This window comes from Candidatus Eisenbacteria bacterium (assembly GCA_020847735.1).
GTDB lineage: Bacteria > Eisenbacteria > RBG-16-71-46 > RBG-16-71-46 > RBG-16-71-46 > CAIXRL01.
Window position 1 is genome coordinate 242,172 of sequence record JADLBL010000001.1, and the last position, 16,671, is coordinate 258,842.

Annotated in this window: 14 protein-coding genes; 6 read left to right on the plus strand and 8 right to left on the minus strand. The window is 70.7% G+C overall.

Features of this window, described 5'->3' with window-relative positions:
* Positions 1-9: 9 nt before the first annotated feature.
* The 7 genes from IT347_01130 to nadE form a co-directional block, all read right to left on the minus strand.
* Positions 10-1,536, minus strand: coding sequence for an MATE family efflux transporter (locus IT347_01130; GenBank protein MCC6348178.1), 1,527 nt, complete (start codon positions 1,534-1,536; stop codon positions 10-12).
* Between the two features lie 44 nt (positions 1,537-1,580).
* A complete protein-coding gene (locus tag IT347_01135; GenBank protein MCC6348179.1) occupies positions 1,581-2,657 on the minus strand; it encodes a hypothetical protein in 1,077 nt (358 codons plus the stop codon).
* Positions 2,658-2,736: 79 nt separating this feature from the next.
* Complete coding sequence (locus IT347_01140; protein ID MCC6348180.1) at positions 2,737-3,609, minus strand: hypothetical protein; 873 nt, start codon at positions 3,607-3,609, stop codon at positions 2,737-2,739.
* Positions 3,610-3,671: 62 nt separating this feature from the next.
* Complete coding sequence (locus tag IT347_01145) at positions 3,672-3,920, minus strand: acyl carrier protein (GenBank protein MCC6348181.1); 249 nt, start codon at positions 3,918-3,920, stop codon at positions 3,672-3,674.
* Between the two features lie 8 nt (positions 3,921-3,928).
* Positions 3,929-5,467, minus strand: a complete 1,539-nt coding sequence (locus IT347_01150; protein MCC6348182.1) for an acyl--CoA ligase — start codon at positions 5,465-5,467, stop codon at positions 3,929-3,931.
* Between the two features lie 41 nt (positions 5,468-5,508).
* Complete coding sequence (gene asnB / locus IT347_01155; protein MCC6348183.1) at positions 5,509-7,515, minus strand: asparagine synthase (glutamine-hydrolyzing); 2,007 nt, start codon at positions 7,513-7,515, stop codon at positions 5,509-5,511.
* Positions 7,515-8,495, minus strand: coding sequence for an NAD(+) synthase (gene nadE / locus IT347_01160; protein MCC6348184.1), 981 nt, complete (start codon positions 8,493-8,495; stop codon positions 7,515-7,517). The genes asnB and nadE overlap by 1 nt, the downstream gene beginning before the upstream one ends.
* Before the next feature lie 185 nt (positions 8,496-8,680).
* Between nadE and IT347_01165 the strand changes: the two genes are divergently transcribed.
* From IT347_01165 to IT347_01185, 5 genes are read left to right on the plus strand one after another with little or no spacing between them, the layout of a single operon-like run.
* Positions 8,681-9,883 (plus strand): urate hydroxylase PuuD, encoded by a 1,203-nt coding sequence (locus IT347_01165; protein MCC6348185.1) that lies wholly within the window; start codon positions 8,681-8,683, stop codon positions 9,881-9,883.
* Entirely contained in the window at positions 9,880-11,265 is a 1,386-nt protein-coding gene (allB, locus tag IT347_01170) for an allantoinase AllB (protein ID MCC6348186.1), read from the plus strand. The genes IT347_01165 and allB overlap by 4 nt, the downstream gene beginning before the upstream one ends.
* Positions 11,266-11,277: 12 nt before the next feature.
* Positions 11,278-12,873: an allantoicase gene (gene alc, locus IT347_01175; protein MCC6348187.1), complete on the plus strand. Its 1,596-nt coding sequence runs from the start codon at positions 11,278-11,280 to the stop codon at positions 12,871-12,873.
* Positions 12,874-12,907: 34 nt separating this feature from the next.
* Positions 12,908-13,246 carry a hydroxyisourate hydrolase gene (gene uraH / locus IT347_01180; GenBank protein MCC6348188.1) on the plus strand — a complete coding sequence of 113 codons (339 nt, stop codon included), beginning with the start codon at positions 12,908-12,910 and terminating at the stop codon, positions 13,244-13,246.
* Entirely contained in the window at positions 13,246-13,761 is a 516-nt protein-coding gene (locus IT347_01185; protein ID MCC6348189.1) for an ureidoglycolate lyase, read from the plus strand. Before uraH ends, IT347_01185 begins: the two co-directional genes overlap by 1 nt.
* 80 nt (positions 13,762-13,841) lie before the next feature.
* Here the strand turns inward: IT347_01185 and IT347_01190 are convergent, their stop codons facing one another.
* Entirely contained in the window at positions 13,842-15,140 is a 1,299-nt protein-coding gene (locus tag IT347_01190; GenBank protein ID MCC6348190.1) for a citrate synthase, read from the minus strand.
* Positions 15,141-15,368: 228 nt separating this feature from the next.
* On the opposite strand from IT347_01190, the gene IT347_01195 reads away from it, so the two are divergent.
* Positions 15,369-16,598 (plus strand): spore maturation protein, encoded by a 1,230-nt coding sequence (locus IT347_01195; protein ID MCC6348191.1) that lies wholly within the window; start codon positions 15,369-15,371, stop codon positions 16,596-16,598.
* The last annotated feature ends 73 nt before the right edge of the window (positions 16,599-16,671 follow it).

Consider the following 16,671-nt stretch of genomic DNA (forward strand, 5'->3'; position numbering starts at 1 on the left):
CGGCCGGCGTCACGCCCTGCCGCGAACGCGCGCGAGCAGCGACCCGGCGAGCTTGCGCGTGTCGGCGACGCCGACCGTGGCGAGCGTCGTCCCGGTCAGGCACAGCAGTCCGCCGATCGCGCCCGCGCCGACGACGGTCGCGAACGATCCGCCGTACCAGGGCTTGAGGAACCACAGGAGCAGGAGCGCCGGAGCGCCTCCGGCCAGCGCCGGGGGCAGAGCCGCGAGCGCCTGCCGCATCGGCGGCAGCGCCTCCTCGCCGCGGTTCATGAGCGGGCGGAGCACGAGGTTCCTGGCCAGGATCGCCAGCGTGTTGCCGAGCGCGAAGCCGAGCGGTCCGAGGCCGAACTGGAGCGCCAGCAGCAGGCTCACGAAGGGATTGAGCACCGCGGCGACGACGTCTCCGAACGCGATCCAGCCGATCTTCCCGCGCGCCATCATCGCCATCCACAGGGGTTCGAGCGGAAAACCCACGAGCATCGGCAGCAGCATCGCCCACATGTAGTGAACGCAGTGCGCGTACTCCGCCCCGACCCAGCGCGTCAGGAAGACGTCGCCCAGCACGCACGGCACCAGGCACATGGGCACGGCGAACGCGGTGATGACGCGCGCGGCGCGCACGACCACCGCCCGGGTGCGCTCGAGGTCGCCCTTCGCTTCCATTTGCGTGAGCAGCGGAGTGAGCGCGGACACCCCCGCCCACAGGAACCCCTGGATCATCGGCGCCCAGCGGGTCCCCAGCGAATACTCGGTGACGCGCGCCGGACCGTAGAAGCGGCCGATGAGCAGGTTGTCGGTCGCGAGATACAGGATGGCGGCGACCTGCGAGAGCAGGCTGAGGCCGCTGAACGAGAAGAGCGCGTTGCGCACCTCGCGAACCCCGAAGTCGGGCTTCGGCACGACGTGCGGAACCACCCGTTCGCGCGCGGCGACCCAGGCGAGAATCGCGGTGCTGGTGATCTCGGCGAGCAGCGCGGCGGCGGCGTAGACGCGCAGGCTCGGAACGAACAGCAGGAAGGCCGGCACGATGAAGCCGACGCGCAGCAGGGCGCCGGCGATGCGCACGATCGAAATGCGCGAGGTGTGTCCCGTCACGTAGATCGGGACCTCGAAGATCGCGCCGACGTCCATCGCTCCGGCGCTCAGGAAGATGAGCACGAGCCCGCCGACCGCGTCGGTCATGAGGTTCGGCTCGACCTTCATGAACACGCACAGCAGCCGGGCGAGCGCGATGCCCGTGCCGACGACCAGCAGGCGCAGGAGCGAAGCCCACCAGAAGCCGGCCGCGTAGTAGCGGTTCGCCAGCTCCCGCTCGCCGGCGTGAAAGTGAACCGTCACGTAACGGCGCATCCCCGTGCCGAGGCCGCCGCGCAGCAGCCACAGGTACTCGAGCACCGAGCCCGCCGCCGCGCTGATGCCGTAGAGGTCGCGGCCGATGCCGTGCAGCACGAAGGGCGTCAGGGCGATGCCGACGATCATGCCCGACACCCGGGCGCCGAGGCTGGTCGCGGCGTTGAGCGCCGCGGTGCCCGTCATGCTGCGGGGAGCCTCAGCCGGTTCGGTTTCCGTCTCGCCCAGACTCACGACTCGTGCGTCCCTTCCGGCGCGTGATCGTAGGGTTGGATGGGCGCGTCGGAATGCAGGTAGGTGACGTGGGGGCTCGATGGGACGTCGCCGGAGAAGGCGGGCCAGCTGTAGACCGGCGCGTCCACCCCCGAGCGGCGGAAGCGATTTCGCGCCAGCGCGGCGCGCAGCACCGGGCAGGTCGCCCGCGCGAGGATGCGGCTGGGGCGGGCGGCCGCGAGCAAGCGGCAGGCCTCGGCGACCATCCAGGCGTACAGGCCGGCTTCCGGCCGTGGCGCGAAGACTTCGACCAGCGAGCCCTGAAGTCCGGTCTTGCCGGCGTAGAGCCGGGTCATGGCCCAGCCGCGCAGACGCCCGTCGAGGTGGAACCGCAGGAACCGCCAGCGCCCGCTCCAGCGGCTCGCGGTGAGCCAGCCCAGCACCTCCGGATCGGGCTGCTGCACGAGGTCGTAGCCGGTGTCGCCTTCGTACAGCGAGGCGACTTCCGGCGGGAGCGAGTCCGACTCCACGACCTCACCGCGTCCGGGAGGGGCGATCGGGCGCGGTGCGAACATCGGGCCGACGAGCGGAACGAACAGGGCCCGGGCGGCCGCCCGCGGGACGCCGCGGGAGCGGTGCAGCCGATCGCCGAGCAGCGACGCGCTGAGCGGCAGTTCGAAGGCGAGCGCGGTGGAGAGCGGCGTCCAGCGCATGAGCGGCAGGGTCGAATGAACGTCCGCCGTCCCGCCGATCGAGAAGATCCGCTCCGGGGAGCGCATCATCGCCCGCATCAGCCGGATTCCGGCGCCCGCTCCGCGCACTTCGGCGAGCGCGTGCCAGTCGAACACCTCGAGACACGGAACGCGCGCCCCACGCAGCCGCCACGTCTTGCGGAGCGCGAACAGCGTGCCCACGCACTCCTCGCCGCGCAGGGCGAGGAACATGCGGCTGATCCCGACCGGCGCGAGGTAGCGCCAGACGTAGTAGTCGTCTCCCGAGGGCCGCGACCAGTACTGTTCCGAGAAGGCGCGCACGGCGTCCAGTCGGCCGGGCTCGAACGGAACAATGGTCGTCGGTCGTTCGCTATCGCTCACGGGCAGGTCCGGTTCGGGTGGGGTCGCCGTGCACGCGCCGTGGAGTCCGCTCGAAGCCGCCGGGCGAGGGGCGCGGGCTTCAGTGGCCGGGTGGAAGGTCGGCCAGCACGACAAGCAGCGCCTCCGCCGCCCGCCGCCGGCCGGCCGCATTCAGGTGCGAGCCATCGTCCGTGTAGCCGGGATAGAGCGCGTAGGCGGTCCTTCCGCCGTGCGAAATGGTTTCGCGCGAGCCGTCGGGTCGCGTGGACTCGACCGCGGCGAGGTCGAACAGCGGCTGCTTGCCGGCGTACTCCTTCCGCATCAGCTCGTTGAAGGTTTCCCGGAGGAAGTTCGACGCGTAGCGCCCGGGCGCCTGCCCCATCAGCTTCTTGAGGGTCGCCCGCGGACCCGACTGCACGCGCACCAGGGGCGCGGTGACGTGGACGAACGTGATCCCCGGCCGTTCCGCCTGCAGGCGGACCATCGTGTCCCGGTAGTGGCGGAAGACCGCCTCCACATCGGTCGTGTCCACGATGTCGGCGAAGCAGTACTTGTGGAACGCGATGTTGAGCGGTCCCTCGGCGCCCGTCTCGAGGTTGTGGGCGAACTCGTCCGTCTTGAGCGCCGGCTTGCCGTTGAGGCCGACGTCGCCGTGCACGAACGCGCCGCCGCTGTCCGAAGGCACCGATTCGAGCACCCGCAGTCCCAACTTCGGATCGTCCCGCACCAGGTCGCTCACGCCCTGCATGATGTTCGAGCCGACGGACTGGTGGCCGAAATAGATGCGCTTGCCCGCCAGGGCGACCCACGACGACTCCGGAACGTCGCGAAACGACGCCATCTCCACGTTCTCCTCTCCGCCGCCGTCGCGGCGCGCGCAACCGGAGGCCGGCGCGAGCGCGAGCGCGGCGAGGGCGCCGCACGCCAGGCCCGCCGTCAGCAACCTGCGAATCGAATGAGTGTCGCGCACCATGTCAGGGTCTCCCGCGGCCTCGGTCTGGTGTCGAACGTCCGCCCGTATGGAGCGGACGGGTTTCAACCGGCCACACGCTTTCGCTCGACGAACGCGGCGATGCGATCGATCGAGTCGAGGTTGTCCGGAACGATCTCGTCGTCCTCGACGGTCACCCCGAAGGCGCTCTCGAGGAAGCCCATGATCTCGAGCACCCCGGTGGAGTCCACCACGCCGAGATCGAGCAGGGAAGCCGAATCCGTCAGTCCGGCCTTGTCCTGCACGAAGAAATTGCCCGTCACGAACTCGCGAATGCGCTGTTTCGTTTCCATGGGTTCCGTCACTTGAGTTCCGTTTTCTTGACCTTGCCGCCGCTCGTGCGCGGCAGGTCGGGGACGAAGACGACGTACTTCGGCACCATGAACGACTCGAGCCGCCGGTCGCACTCGAGCTTCACCTGCTTCTCCGTCAGCGTGACTCCCTCCGCGGGAACCACGAACGCCTTGACCGCCTGGCCCAGCATGTCGTCGGGGACGCCGATGACGGCGGCCTCGGCGACGCCCGGGATCTCGGCGAGGGCGTTTTCGACCTCGCGCGGCGAGACCTTTTCCCCGCGGCTCTTGATGATGTCGTCCATCCGGCTGACGAAGTACAGGTAGCCTTCCTCGTCCAGCCAGCACAGGTCGCCGGTGTGGAGCACGAACTCCCCGGGGATCGGCCCCGGCCGCAGCTTGCGCGCGGTGTCTTCCGGTCGGCCCCAGTAGCCCCGCATGACGTGCGCCCCGCGCACCACCAGTTCGCCGATCTCCCGCGGGGCGGCGCGCCCGCCCGCCTCGTTGACGACCCAGAACTCGGTGTTCGGAATCGGGATGCCGATGCTGGAGGGCTTGCGGTCGATGTCCTCGGGCGGCAGGTACGAGATCCGGGCGCACTCGGTCTGGCCGTACATCGCGAAGAAGCGCACCTTCGGCATCAGCTCCCGGATGCGCAGCAGGTGGGGCACGGGCAACGCGGCAGCCGCGTTCGTCAGGTAGCGGATATGAGACAGATCGTAGTCGGCCAGATTCCTGGTCTGCAGCAGCACCGCGAAAATCATCGGCACGCCGGCGAAGCCGGTCACGCGCTCGGACACCATCCGGGCGAGGACCTGCGCCGGAAACGCGAAGGAGCGTTCCAGCACGAGCCGGGCTCCGACGCGGAACGCGGCGATCATCTGGTAGGCGCCGTAGGTGAGCGCGAGGGGCAGGACGCTCAGGACGACGTCGGATTCCGCGTTCTCGAGGTACGCGGCGATCGAGGCCGAGGCCACCAGCTGGTTGCGGTGCGAGAGCATGATCGCCTTGGGCTCGCCGGTCGTGCCCGAGGAGTAGATGATCGAGGACAGGTCGTGATCGAGATTGAGCCTCGCCGGCGGAACATCGCGCGGCCCCTCGGCGACCGCGTCGTCCCAGGAGGCGAGGCCCGTCAGCCGGGCGGAGCGTTCGCCGTCCAGCGCCCCGCTGACGATCACGGTTCGAACACCCGGCGAGCGCCCGACCGCCTCGACGAAGGTGGCGGCGTGGCGCGCGTCGCTCACGAGCGCCGCCGCTCCGCAGTCGGCGAGCATCATGGTCAGCTTTTCGATCCGGGTCTGCGAGTTGACCATGCATGCGACCGCGTTCGCCTTGAGGATCGCCCAGTAAGCGACGACCGCCTGAACGGTGTTGTCCGAGAACACCACCACCCGGTCGCCCCGGATCACGCCGCGCCGCACCAGGGCGTGCGCCAGGGCGTTCGAACGCGCTTCCAGCTCGGCGTAGGACAGGCGCTGGCCGTCGCAGACGAGCGCGACCTTGTCCGGCAGGCGTCGCGCCGAGTCGGCGAGCAGGTCCTGCAGCAGCGGCGCGGCGGCCGGGTAGCGCTGAAGGTGGCTGGCAAGGGTCACGAGCGGGTTCCCGATAGGCGGTCGATCCGGGTTCCAAAGGCGGCCGCCGGTCCACCCCCGGGCTTCTGCGCGACAAACGTCCGGTGCAGGAGCTGCGTGGACAGCAGGCCCACCAGGGCCATGTTGTCGGCATTCGAGAACTGCGACTCCACCCGCCGCTCGAGGCACTTGCGGTGAAAGCGGGCGGTCACCTCCGCATCGAACAGGCCGGCGGAGCGCACGCTGCCTTCCGACAGCGACTCCGCGATCCATCCGGGTGCGTCCTCGCCCACGAAGGACAGGGCGTCGGGCGCCCGGTACGGCTGCTTCTTGCGCTGCAGGATGGCGGGCGGGACGAGGTCGGCCGCCACCTTCTTGAGTACGGCCTTCTCGTCGAGGCCCGCCAGCTTGAAGCGGTCCGGGAGCGAGTTGGCCAGCGCCACCACCTCGCGGTCGAGGAACGGGAAGCGGCCCTCGACGGAGTTCGCCATCAGCATGCGGTCGCCCTGCGAGGAGAGCAGGTAGGCCGACAGAAGCGTGCGGACCTCGAGGTACTGGTCCTGGGCGAGCGGGGTCCAGCGGGGGAAGGAGGAAGGCAGCTTCGCGATCTGCTCGGCGACCGGGTCGAAGCCGGAAATCGCGGCCTGCAGGTCGGCCGAGAGCAGGCGGCGCAGCGCGGCGGCGCCGCGCCAGCGCGTGCCGTGCCCGAACCCCGGCGAGCGCCAGGACGCGAGGTCCTGGCCGAAGAACTGCCGGGCCATCGCCGCCTGCGCAACCGGCGAGCGCTCGAGGTAGGGATAGAGCCGCTCGAGCAGTCGCGGGCGTGCGGTGGACTGCGGCTGGCGCGCCCAGAAGCGGCGCAGGCGGGCTTCACGAAAAAGATCGTAGCCGGCGAACATCTCGTCGGCGCCCTCGCCCGTGAGCACCACCTTGATGCCCGTGTCGCGCACCAGACGCGACAGCAGGAACAGGGGCGCGGGCGCGGTGCGCAGGACCGGCCGCTCGGTGTGGGCGATCACCTCCGGGAAGACGCGGGCGATGTCCGCGCGCGAAACGACCACCTCGTGATGCCGGCTGCCGAGACGCTCGACCATGAGCCGCTGGAACTCCGTCTCGTCGTACTCGGCGTCCCGGAAGCGCAGCGAGAAGGTCTGGAAGTTGCGGCCCATGGAGCGCAGGCCGAGAGCGGCGACGAGCGAGCTGTCGATGCCGCCCGAGAGGTAACTGCCCACCGGCACGTCCGAGCGCAGCATGCGCAGGCGCGTGGCCTCCTCGAGCGCCTCGCGCGTGGCTCCCGCCGCCGCTTCGAAGTCGCCGGCGAAGTCGTCCGATCCGGCTTCCGGATAACTCGGCTCCCAGAAGGCGCGGTCGGTGACGCGTCCCTCCACGTAGCAGCGCACGTGACCGGGTTCCAGCTCGCGAACGCCGGCGAAGACCGTGCGCGGGGGAACGGTGGACCAGAAGGTGAAGACCTCGGCGAGTCCCAGCGGATCGATCGCACGCGTCAGGGCCGGCTCGCCGGCGAACAGCGCCTTCACCTCGCTCGCGAACCACAGGCGGCCGTCGTGCTCGGCGAAGTAGAGGGGCCGCACCCCCAGCGGGTCACGGGAGAGGACGAGCCGGCCGGCCTTTTCGTCCCACAGCGCGATCGCCCACTGGCCGTTGAAGCGCGCGAAGGCGCGCTCGCCCCAGGCCTCCCACGCGTGAACGATCACCTCGGTGTCGCTGCGCGTGCGAAAGGCGTGCCCCAGCGCCTCGAGCTCGGCGCGCAGCTCGACGTAGTTGAAGATCTCGCCGTTGAACGAAATCCACAGCGTGCCGTCTTCGTTGGCCAGGGGTTGCTGCCCCGTGGACAGGTCGATGATGGAAAGTCGCGTGTGCGCGAGCCCGGCGCGCCGCTCGCGGTAGGCGCCGCACTCGTCCGGCCCGCGGTGACGCAGCGCGGTCGCCATCCGGCCCAGCGCCTCGAGCTCGATCGGGGGCGCCCCGGCGCGGAGGTGGATCACGCCGGCGATGCCGCACATCAGTGCGAGATCTCCGCGACCGGATGGACGAGCATCGGGTGAAGCTGCAGGTAGCGGGTGCTGCGCCGTTTCTGGTCGATGTCGCGGTAGACGCGCTCGACCTGTTCGGCGGTCAGCCCGACGACGCCGGCCAGCTCCGCGGCCGGCACGCCGTGGTTGCGCCCGTAGAGGCACAGGTCCATGCGGTCGTAGGGAAGCGCGAAGTAAAACTCCTCCTGCGTCTGCGGCAGCGAGAACGTGTCGGTGGTCGGCGTGCGCCGGCGGATCTCGTCGGGAACCCCGAGGTGTTCCGCCAGCTGGAAGACCTGGGTCTTGTACAGGTGGGCGATCGGCTTGAAATCCGCCGCGCCGTCGCCCTGCTTCACGAAGAAGCCCTGGTCGTACTCGAGCCGGTTCGGAGTTCCCGCCACGGCGTAGTTGAGGCGATCCGCGTGGTAGTACTCCATCATCTTGCGGATCCGCTGCTTGAAGTTCGTCGCGGCGATCAACTGCAGGTACGGCTTGAGCGGCACCTTCGCCGTGCGGCTGGCGCCATCGGGCGACTGAACGGTCAGCTCGGAGACGTTGATCCGGTCGCCGTCGAGGATGGACGGCAGCGTGACCTTGAACTTCCAGCCGGACCGGTAGTCCGGGAACACCATGCGAATGGCCTCGTCCTGCCGCTCGTAACATCCCGCCGCCGCCACGATCGGGCCGATGTTCTCGACCAGCGTCGGAATGCCGAAGCGCGTGCCCAGCGCCCGGCCGAGTTCCAGCGAGGCGTCGGAGGAGTCCCGCTCCGGCATGAGCAGCGCCTGCACCCGCTCGCCGCCGAGGGCGCGGGCGCACAGAGCGGCCGTGACCGAGCTGTCAATGCCGCCGGAAACGCCGACCACCACGCCGCGGCGCTTGAGCGTGCCGAGCACCTGGCTGCGAATTGCTTCCTCGATCTCCGAGACGGCGGCCGCCGCGTCCAGGCGAAGGACGTCTTTCGTCAGCATCTGGGAATACCCCTTTCGGTTGGCCGGGGAGAATAGCATGCCCCGGTTCGGGCCCGCGATGCGCCGGGAGACGCCGCGTACGACCGCCGCAGCCCGCGCCCGCGAGCGGCGATCGCTTGTCGGGCGCGCGGCCGGCTCGCTACATTCCCGCATTCCCGCCGTGACGCTCCAATCCTTGGGGAACCATGAACGCCTTCCTGCACGAGTGGCTGAACGTCCTGCTGCGCGTGGCCCACGTGGTCGCGGCCATCATGTGGATCGGCGATTCGTTCCTGTTCATGTGGCTGGACTCCTCGCTCCGGCGCGGACGGGAGGATCGCCCCGGCGACGTGGCCGGCGAACTGTGGATGACGCATTCGGGCGGCTTCTACGAGGTCGTCAAGTACCGTTCGCTCGCGCGACTGCCGGAGCGGCTCTACTGGTTCATGTGGCAGAGCTATTCGACGTGGATCACCGGCGTGCTCCTGCTGGCCGTGGTCTTCGGACTCGGCGGCCGCGCGATGCTCCTCGGCCCGGATTCGACCCTGGCGCAGGGCTCCGCCGTCGCGATCGCCTTCGGCGTGCTGGTGGCGGGGTGGCTCGTCTACGAGGGACTGTGCCGGATCCCGGCGCTGCGCGGCCCGGCGTTCGCCGTCGCGGGCCTGGCCGTCGTCACCGCCGCCGCCTGGTGGCTCGGCCAGGTCTTCACGCCGCGGGCCGCGTTCCTGCTCACCGGGGCGGCGTGCGGCACGATCATGACCGCCAACGTCTTCTTCGTGATCATCCCCGGGCAGTCGCGGATGGTCGCGGCCACCCGCGAGGGTCGCGCCGTGGACGTCTCGCACGGCCTGCGCGCCAAGGAGCGCTCGACGCACAACCACTACCTGACCCTGCCCGTGCTGCTGATGATGCTGTCGAACCACTTCCCGGCGCTTTACGGAGCGCCGCACGCCTGGGCGGTGCTCGGGTTGCTGTTCGTCTTCGGCGCCGGCGCCAAGCTGATGATGAACCGGCTCGCGGCGACGCCGTGGCCGGTCGTGGCGGGAACGCTCGCGAGCCTGGCCGGCGCGATCGCCTTCACGCTTCCGCCCGGTCCCGGCGCCGGGGTGCGCGCGCTCGCCGGTCACGCTCCGGTGGACGACGCGACGGCCCGGGCGATCGTGCAGGCGCGTTGCGCGAGCTGCCACGCGACGCATCCCGGCAACGAGGCCTTCACGGCGCCGCCCGCGGGCGTGGTGTTCGAGAGCCCCGAACAGATGCGCGCCTACGCCGACCGCATCCTGTTCCGGGTCGTCGAGACCAAGACCATGCCGCTCGGCAACCTGACGGGCATCACCGACGAGGAGCGCGTCACCCTCGGCGCCTGGGCCTGGCAGCAGACGCACGGCGGAGCCGGCTCCCGGCCGTGAACGACTCGTTCGTCCTTCGCGGTGCGCGGGTGCTCGTGGACGGCGCCGTGCGGCCCGCGGCGGTGCACGTGCGGGGGGGTCGGATCGCCGGCATCGGCGCCGCCGATGATTCGCCCCGCGGCGAAGCGTTGGTCGAGGCCGGCGAGCTGCTCGTCGCTCCGGGTGTCGTGGACGCGCACGTCCACGTCAACGAACCCGGGCGGACGGATTGGGAAGGCTGGTCGAGCGCGACCTCGGCCGCCGCGGCCGGCGGAGTGACGACGCTCGTCGAAATGCCGCTGAACGGCCTCCCGCCCACGACCGGCGAAGCGGGCGTTCGCGCCCGCCGCGAGGCGCTGGCCGGAAAGGCGCGCGTGGACGTCGCGCTGTGGGGCGGACTCGTTTCGGCCGAGCGCGCTCCGCTTTCGGAACTTGCGGCGCTCGGGGTGGCCGGCATCAAGTGCTTCCTGTGCCCCTCCGGCGTCCCCGAGTTCCCGCACGTCGGCGAAGCGGAGCTCGAGGCGACGCTGCCGCAGCTGCGCGACCTGGGAATGCCCCTGCTCGTGCATGCGGAATCCCCGGCGGCGCTCGCGCGCGCGGCATCGGCCGCCACGGCGGGCGACCCGCGCGCGTATGCGACCTGGCTCGCCCTTCGCCCCCCGGAGGTGGAGGAGGAGGCGATCGATCTGCTGGTGCACCTCGCGCGGCGGCACCACGCCCACATCCATGTCGTGCATGTTTCGAGCCGGGGCGGCGCGGAGCGCATCGCGCGCGCCCGCGCCGAAGGCGTACCCATCACGGGGGAGACCTGTCCGCACTACCTGAGCTTCGTCGCCGGCGACGTTCCCGCCGGCGCCACCGAGTTCAAGTGCGCTCCGCCGCTTCGCGGCGCCGAGCATCGGCAGGCGCTGTGGGCCGCGCTCCTTTCGGGCGCGCTCGATCTGGTGGCGAGCGACCACTCGCCCTGCCCGCCGGAACTCAAGGACAGGGCCAGCGGCGATTTCCTGCTGGCCTGGGGTGGCATCGCCTCGCTGCAACTGCTGCTGCCCGCGGTCTGGACCGGCGCGGCCGCGCGCGGCGTCACGCCCGGACACCTGTTCCGCTGGCTCTCCTCGGCCCCTGCCGCGCTCGCCGGCCTCCAAGGCCGCAAGGGGAGTCTCGCGCCGGGGCGCGACGCCGATTTCGTGCTGTGGGACGATGCGGCCGAGTTCACGGTCGAACCCGGACACCTGCAGCACCGTCATCCCCTGTCGCCGTGGGCGGGACGCACGCTCCGCGGAGTCGTCCGGCAGACCTGGCTTCGCGGCCGGCTCGTCTATGATGCCGGCCGCGGCTTCGTCGAACCTCCCGGCGGGACTTACCTGCCGGTGCACCGGCGGCGCGGGACGCCCGCGCGCTCCTAGAAAGGAAACGACGTGCAGCCCCTTGCGACGCCCGAGGCGCTCGCCCACCTGACGGAACTCTCACTGGATGCGACCGGTGCGTTCGTCCTGTTCGCGACCGACGACTATTTCGCTCCCAAGGAATCGCTGCTGCGTCCGCACGCGCCCGAGTGGCGCGAGGGGGCGTACACGGAACGTGGGAAATGGATGGACGGCTGGGAGTCCGCGCGGCGCCGCAGCCCGGGACACGACTGGGCCATCGTCCGTCTCGGCATCCCCGGGCGGATCGAGGCGATCGTCTGCGACACGACGCACTTCAAGGGCAACGCTCCCCAGGAAGTCTCGCTCGAAGCGCTCGAGGCGCCGTCCGACACGTCCCTCGAGGAACTGCTCGCGATGCCACGAGCCCACGACGCCGCGGAGGCCGCGTCGCTCGCGGGCCGCGCCTGGGTCGAGTGCGTGCCGAGAACGGCGGTCCGCCCGGATTCCGTCAACGTGCTCGCGGCCGCGGCGCCGCCCCGCGCCACCCACGTGCGGCTGCACATCCACCCCGACGGCGGCGTCGCCCGACTGCGCGTCTTCGGCCGCGTCCGTCCCGAAGCGGACGTCTTCCGGGGGCCGGGGTCGGTGGACCTCGCGGCCATCGAGAACGGCGGAACGATCGCGCTCGCGAGCGATTCGTTCTTCGGCCCGCCCGGCAACCTGCTGCTGCCGGGGCGTGGAACGAACATGGGTGATGGCTGGGAAACCCGGCGTCGCCGCACGCCCGGCTCGGACTGGTGCGTGATCCGGCTCGGCCGGCGGGGGCTGGTGCAGCATCTCGAGCTCGACACCCACTTCTTCAAGGGCAACGCGCCGCAGGCGGTCCGCATCGAGTGGCTCGACGCCGGCGCGGAAGCGGGGGAGATGGATTCCAGCGAGGTGAAGGCAAGCCTCGCGTCCGAGTCCGCGTGGCGGACGCTGGTGGGACGGACGGTGGTCTCGCAGCACCGGCGGCACCGGTTGGTGCCGGCCTTCGGCCGCGTGGTCACGCACCTTCGCGTCCACATCCTTCCGCACGGCGGCGTGAACCGGCTGCGCGTTTTCGGCGAGGCCGCGGACTCCGCGGGCGAGCGCCGGGCGCTCGCCCATCTTCTCGAGCAGCCGCCGGCAGCGCGGCAGGAAACGCTGAGCGGCTTCGGGGCCTCGGCGGAGTTCGCCCGGGCTCTGGAGTCCCGCCTGCCCGTCGTCACGGTGCGGGAACTCCTCGCACAGGCGGCTGCGGCACTGGCGTCTCTTGGCGAGACGGACTTGATCGCCGCCTTCTCGGCGCATCCGCGGCTCGGCGCCGCCCCGGTTGCGACCGACTCGACGCCGCACGCCGAATCCTCGCGCCGCGAGCAGGCGGCCCTGGGCGCCTCGGCTTCGGAGCTGCGCGAGCGGCTGTCCGCCGGCGGCGAAGCCTATGCCCGCAAGTTCGGCTTTCCATTCCTCGCCTTCGCGAGCGGTCGCGGGGCGCGCGAGCTGCTGGAGTTGCTCGAGGAGCGCCTCGAGAACGACCGGCCGGCGGAGATCTCGAACGCGTCGCTCGAGCTGGCGCGCATTGTCCGGCTGCGCATCGGGCGCTGGCTCGACGCGCACGCAGACTGAGTCGCCAAAGCTTCTCTTGCAGCGGAGGTCGGTCTTGGGAATCAGCACGCACATCCTCGACACGGGTCGAGGCCGCCCGGCCGTCGGCATTCCGGTGACGCTCGAGGAACGCCGCGGGGACGCCTGGGTACCCATCGGCTCGGCCGAGAGCGACACGGACGGCCGGGTGCGCTCGCTCGTGCCCGCGGGCCGCGAGGTGGCGGCGGGCACTCACCGGCTGCGCTTCGATCTGCAGGGGTGGAGTTCGGCGCAGGGTTCTCCGGGCTTCTTTCCCGTCGTCGAGATCACCTTCCGCGTGGACGATCCGGCCGGCCACTATCACGTCCCGCTGCTGCTCGGCGCCTTCGGCTACACGACGTATCGGGGAACTTGATGGCCGCCCGGCCGCGCCGCGTCGTCGCGGCGCCGATGGATCGCGAGGCCTTCGCGCCGTTCGGCGAACTGCTCACCGCGCCGGCAGCATTCGCCCGCCGAGTGAACCTCGGCACCGCCGGCCGCGCCGATCGCCTCGCGACGCTCGAGAACACCCGCGAGTCGGCGCGCCCCAACGTCGCCCTGTTCCGTTGCGACGCGCAGACGCTGCCGCGGCGGATCACGCTGCTCGAGCGGCATCCACACTCGACGCAGCTCTTCGCGGCGTTGCGCGGCGGCGAGTGGCTGCTGGTCGTCGCTCCGAACCGGGCCGACGGCGGCCCGGACGAGGGCGCGTTGCGCGCCTTTCGGTGTCCCCCGGGCAGCGGCGTCAACCTGCGCCGCGGCGTCTGGCACCACCCCGTGCTGGCGATCGGGCAGGATGCCGAGCTGCTGATGCTGGCCTGGGAGGACGGCGGCGCGGGGGACTGCGAGGAGCGGCCACTCGGCGAGCCCGTCGAAGTGTCGGCGGGCTGAGGGCCGCGCCATACGAACGGGAGCGCGTCGGTCCGGGACCGCCTGGGCGATTGCGACCCGGGCGGTCCCGCGCGGGTCGCTCAGGCCCGCTGGCTCACGGGCACGTACGCACGCTGCGGCGGGCCCGTGTAGATCTGTCGCGGCCGGCTGATCTTGAAATCGGGGTCGCGCCGCATCTCGAGCCATTGCGCGATCCAGCCGGGCAGTCGGCCCATGGTGAACATGACCGTGAACATGTTCACCGGAATACCGAGGGCCTTGTAGATGACGCCCGAGTAGAAGTCCACGTTCGGGTAGAGCTTGCGCGAGACGAAGTAGTCGTCGTGAAGCGCGATCTCCTCGAGCTTCATGGCGATCTCCAGCAGACGGCTCGACATGCCCACCCGCCGGATGACGGCTTCGCAGTGTTTCTTGAGGATGGCCGCGCGCGGGTCGTAGTTCTTGTAGACGCGATGGCCGAAGCCCATCAGGCGCGTCGTCTCGTTCCGGTCCTTGGCCCGGGCGAGGAATTTCTCCGCGCTGCCTTCCTCGGCCTCGATCCGCTCCAGCATCTCGATGACTTCCTGGTTGGCGCCGCCGTGCAGCGGTCCCCACAGCGCGCTGATGCCGGCCGAGATGCTCGCGTACAGGTTGGCGCGCGAGCTTCCGACCATGCGCACCGTGCTGGTCGAGCAGTTCTGCTCGTGGTCCGCGTGCAGGATGAGCAGCATGTCGAGCGTGCGCGCCAGCTCGGGGTCGGGGCGGTACTCCTCGCACGGCGTCGCGAACATCATGTGCAGGAAGTTCGACGCGTAGTCGAGGTCGTTCTGCGGATACATCGCCGGCTGACCGATCGAGTGCTTGTAGGCATAGGCGGCGATCGTCGGGATCTTGGCGATCAGGCGGATCACGGATTCCCCGACGTTCGCCTCCGTCTCGGGCGCCTGGTAGAAGGTGGTGAGCGCGGCGACCGACGAGGCGCACACGGCCATCGGGTGGGCGTCCTTGGGGAAGGCCTCGAAGAAGCGGCGGAAGTTCTCGTGCAGCAGCGTGTGGCGGGTGACGGCGCCACGGAACTCCTCGAGCTGGGCCTGCGTGGGCAGTTCGCCGTAGATCAGGAGCCAAGCGACCTCGAGGAACGTCGCCTTCTCGGCCAGTTCGTCGATCGGATAGCCGCGGTAGCGCAGGATGCCGCGGTCGCCGTCAATGAACGTGATCGCACTGCGGCAGGATCCCGTGCTGCCGTAGCCCGGATCGAGCGTGATGAAGCCGGACTGCCCGCGCAGCTTCTCGATGTTGATGGCGTGCTCGCCCTCGCTGCCACGCACGACGGGCAGCGTGAGCGTCTTGCCGTCGAGCGAAAGCGTCGCCTCGCCCTGGGACACGGACTGGGTCGGCATGAGTTCTCCTCCACGGGAACGGATCCGGCGGTTGCTCATGGCCCGCGAGCGACGCTCCGTTCCGGGGTCGTCGAGGCCTCGATGGGGCGGGTGGGTGCGGCGCGGACGGCGCGTGGCGCCGTCCGGCGCTGGCGGCGCAGTGTAGCAGGGAACGGTCCGGCGGGCGCGCCGCCGGGTCGGTGCATTCGGCGCTGGCCGGGGCTCGCACGCGCCCCTATGCTGCGCGCCATGCTGAACTGGATCTGGGCCGCGTTCTTCCTCGTCGCCTTCGTGGCCGCGCTCGTGCCGGCCCTGGCCGGAGGAAAGCCGGAAGCGCTGCAGGCCGTCGTCTCCTCGCTGTTCGACTCCTCGAAGACCGGTTTCGAGATCGCGCTCGGTCTGACCGGCGTGATGAGCCTGTGGCTGGGCCTGATGCGCATCGCGGAGCGGGGCGGGATCACCGACCTGATCGCGACCATCGTCGGACCGCTCTTCCGGCGCCTGTTCCCGGGGATCCCCGCCGGGCACCCGGCCTCGGGCGCGATCGTCATGAACCGCTCCGCCAACATGCTGGGGCTCGACAACGCGGCCACGCCGCTCGGGTTGAAGGCCATGAAGGAGCTGCAGAGCCTCAATCCGTCGGCGGACACGGCCTCGAACGACATGGTGCTGTTCGTGGTCATGAACGCGTCCTCCGTGACGCTGGTTCCGATCTCCATCATGACCTTCCGGGCGCAGCTGGGCGCGGCGAACCCGGCCGACGTGTTCGTGCCAATCCTGATCGCGACCTACATCAGCGACGTGTTCGGCCTGCTGCTGGTCGCCGCGGTGCAGCGCCTGAACCTGTGGAACGGGGTCGTGCTCGGCTGGCTGGGGGTGCTCACCGCGGTCATGGGCGGTCTGGTCGCCTACTTCTCGCGGCTCGACGCGGCGTCGGTGGCGGCCCAATCCGGCCTGCTGGCGAACGCGATCCTCGTCGGGCTGATCACCACGTTCCTCGTCGCCGGCGCCGTCCGCCGGGTGCCGCTGTACGAGACGTTCATCGAGGGTGCGAAGGAGGGATTCCAGGTCGCGGTCGGCATCGTGCCCTACCTGGTCGCGATCCTGGTCGCGGTCGGCGCGTTGCGGGCCAGCGGAGCTCTCGAGGCGTTCCTGGCCTGGGTCAAGTCCGGGGTCTCGAACCTCTCGCTGGACACGCGCTGGGTGGATGCGCTGCCGACCGCCCTCATCAAACCGCTCTCGGGCGGCGGTGCGCGCGGCATGATGGTCGAGACCATGAAGACCTACGGCGCCGACTCGTTCGCGGGCCGGCTGTCGTGCGTCATCCAGGGCAGCACGGAGACCACCTTTTACGTGCTGGCGGTCTACTTCGGCGCCGTGGGCGTGAGGAAGACCCGGCACGCGCTCGCCTGCGCGCTGGCGGCCGAGACCGTCGGCGTGATCGCGGCGGTGTTCATCGGCTACCTGTTCTTCGGCTGATCCGGCCCGCCGCCCGAAGGCGGGTGCCTCCGCCCGCGGTTCGCGTCGCGTGCGGGCCGCGACCTTCGGTGCA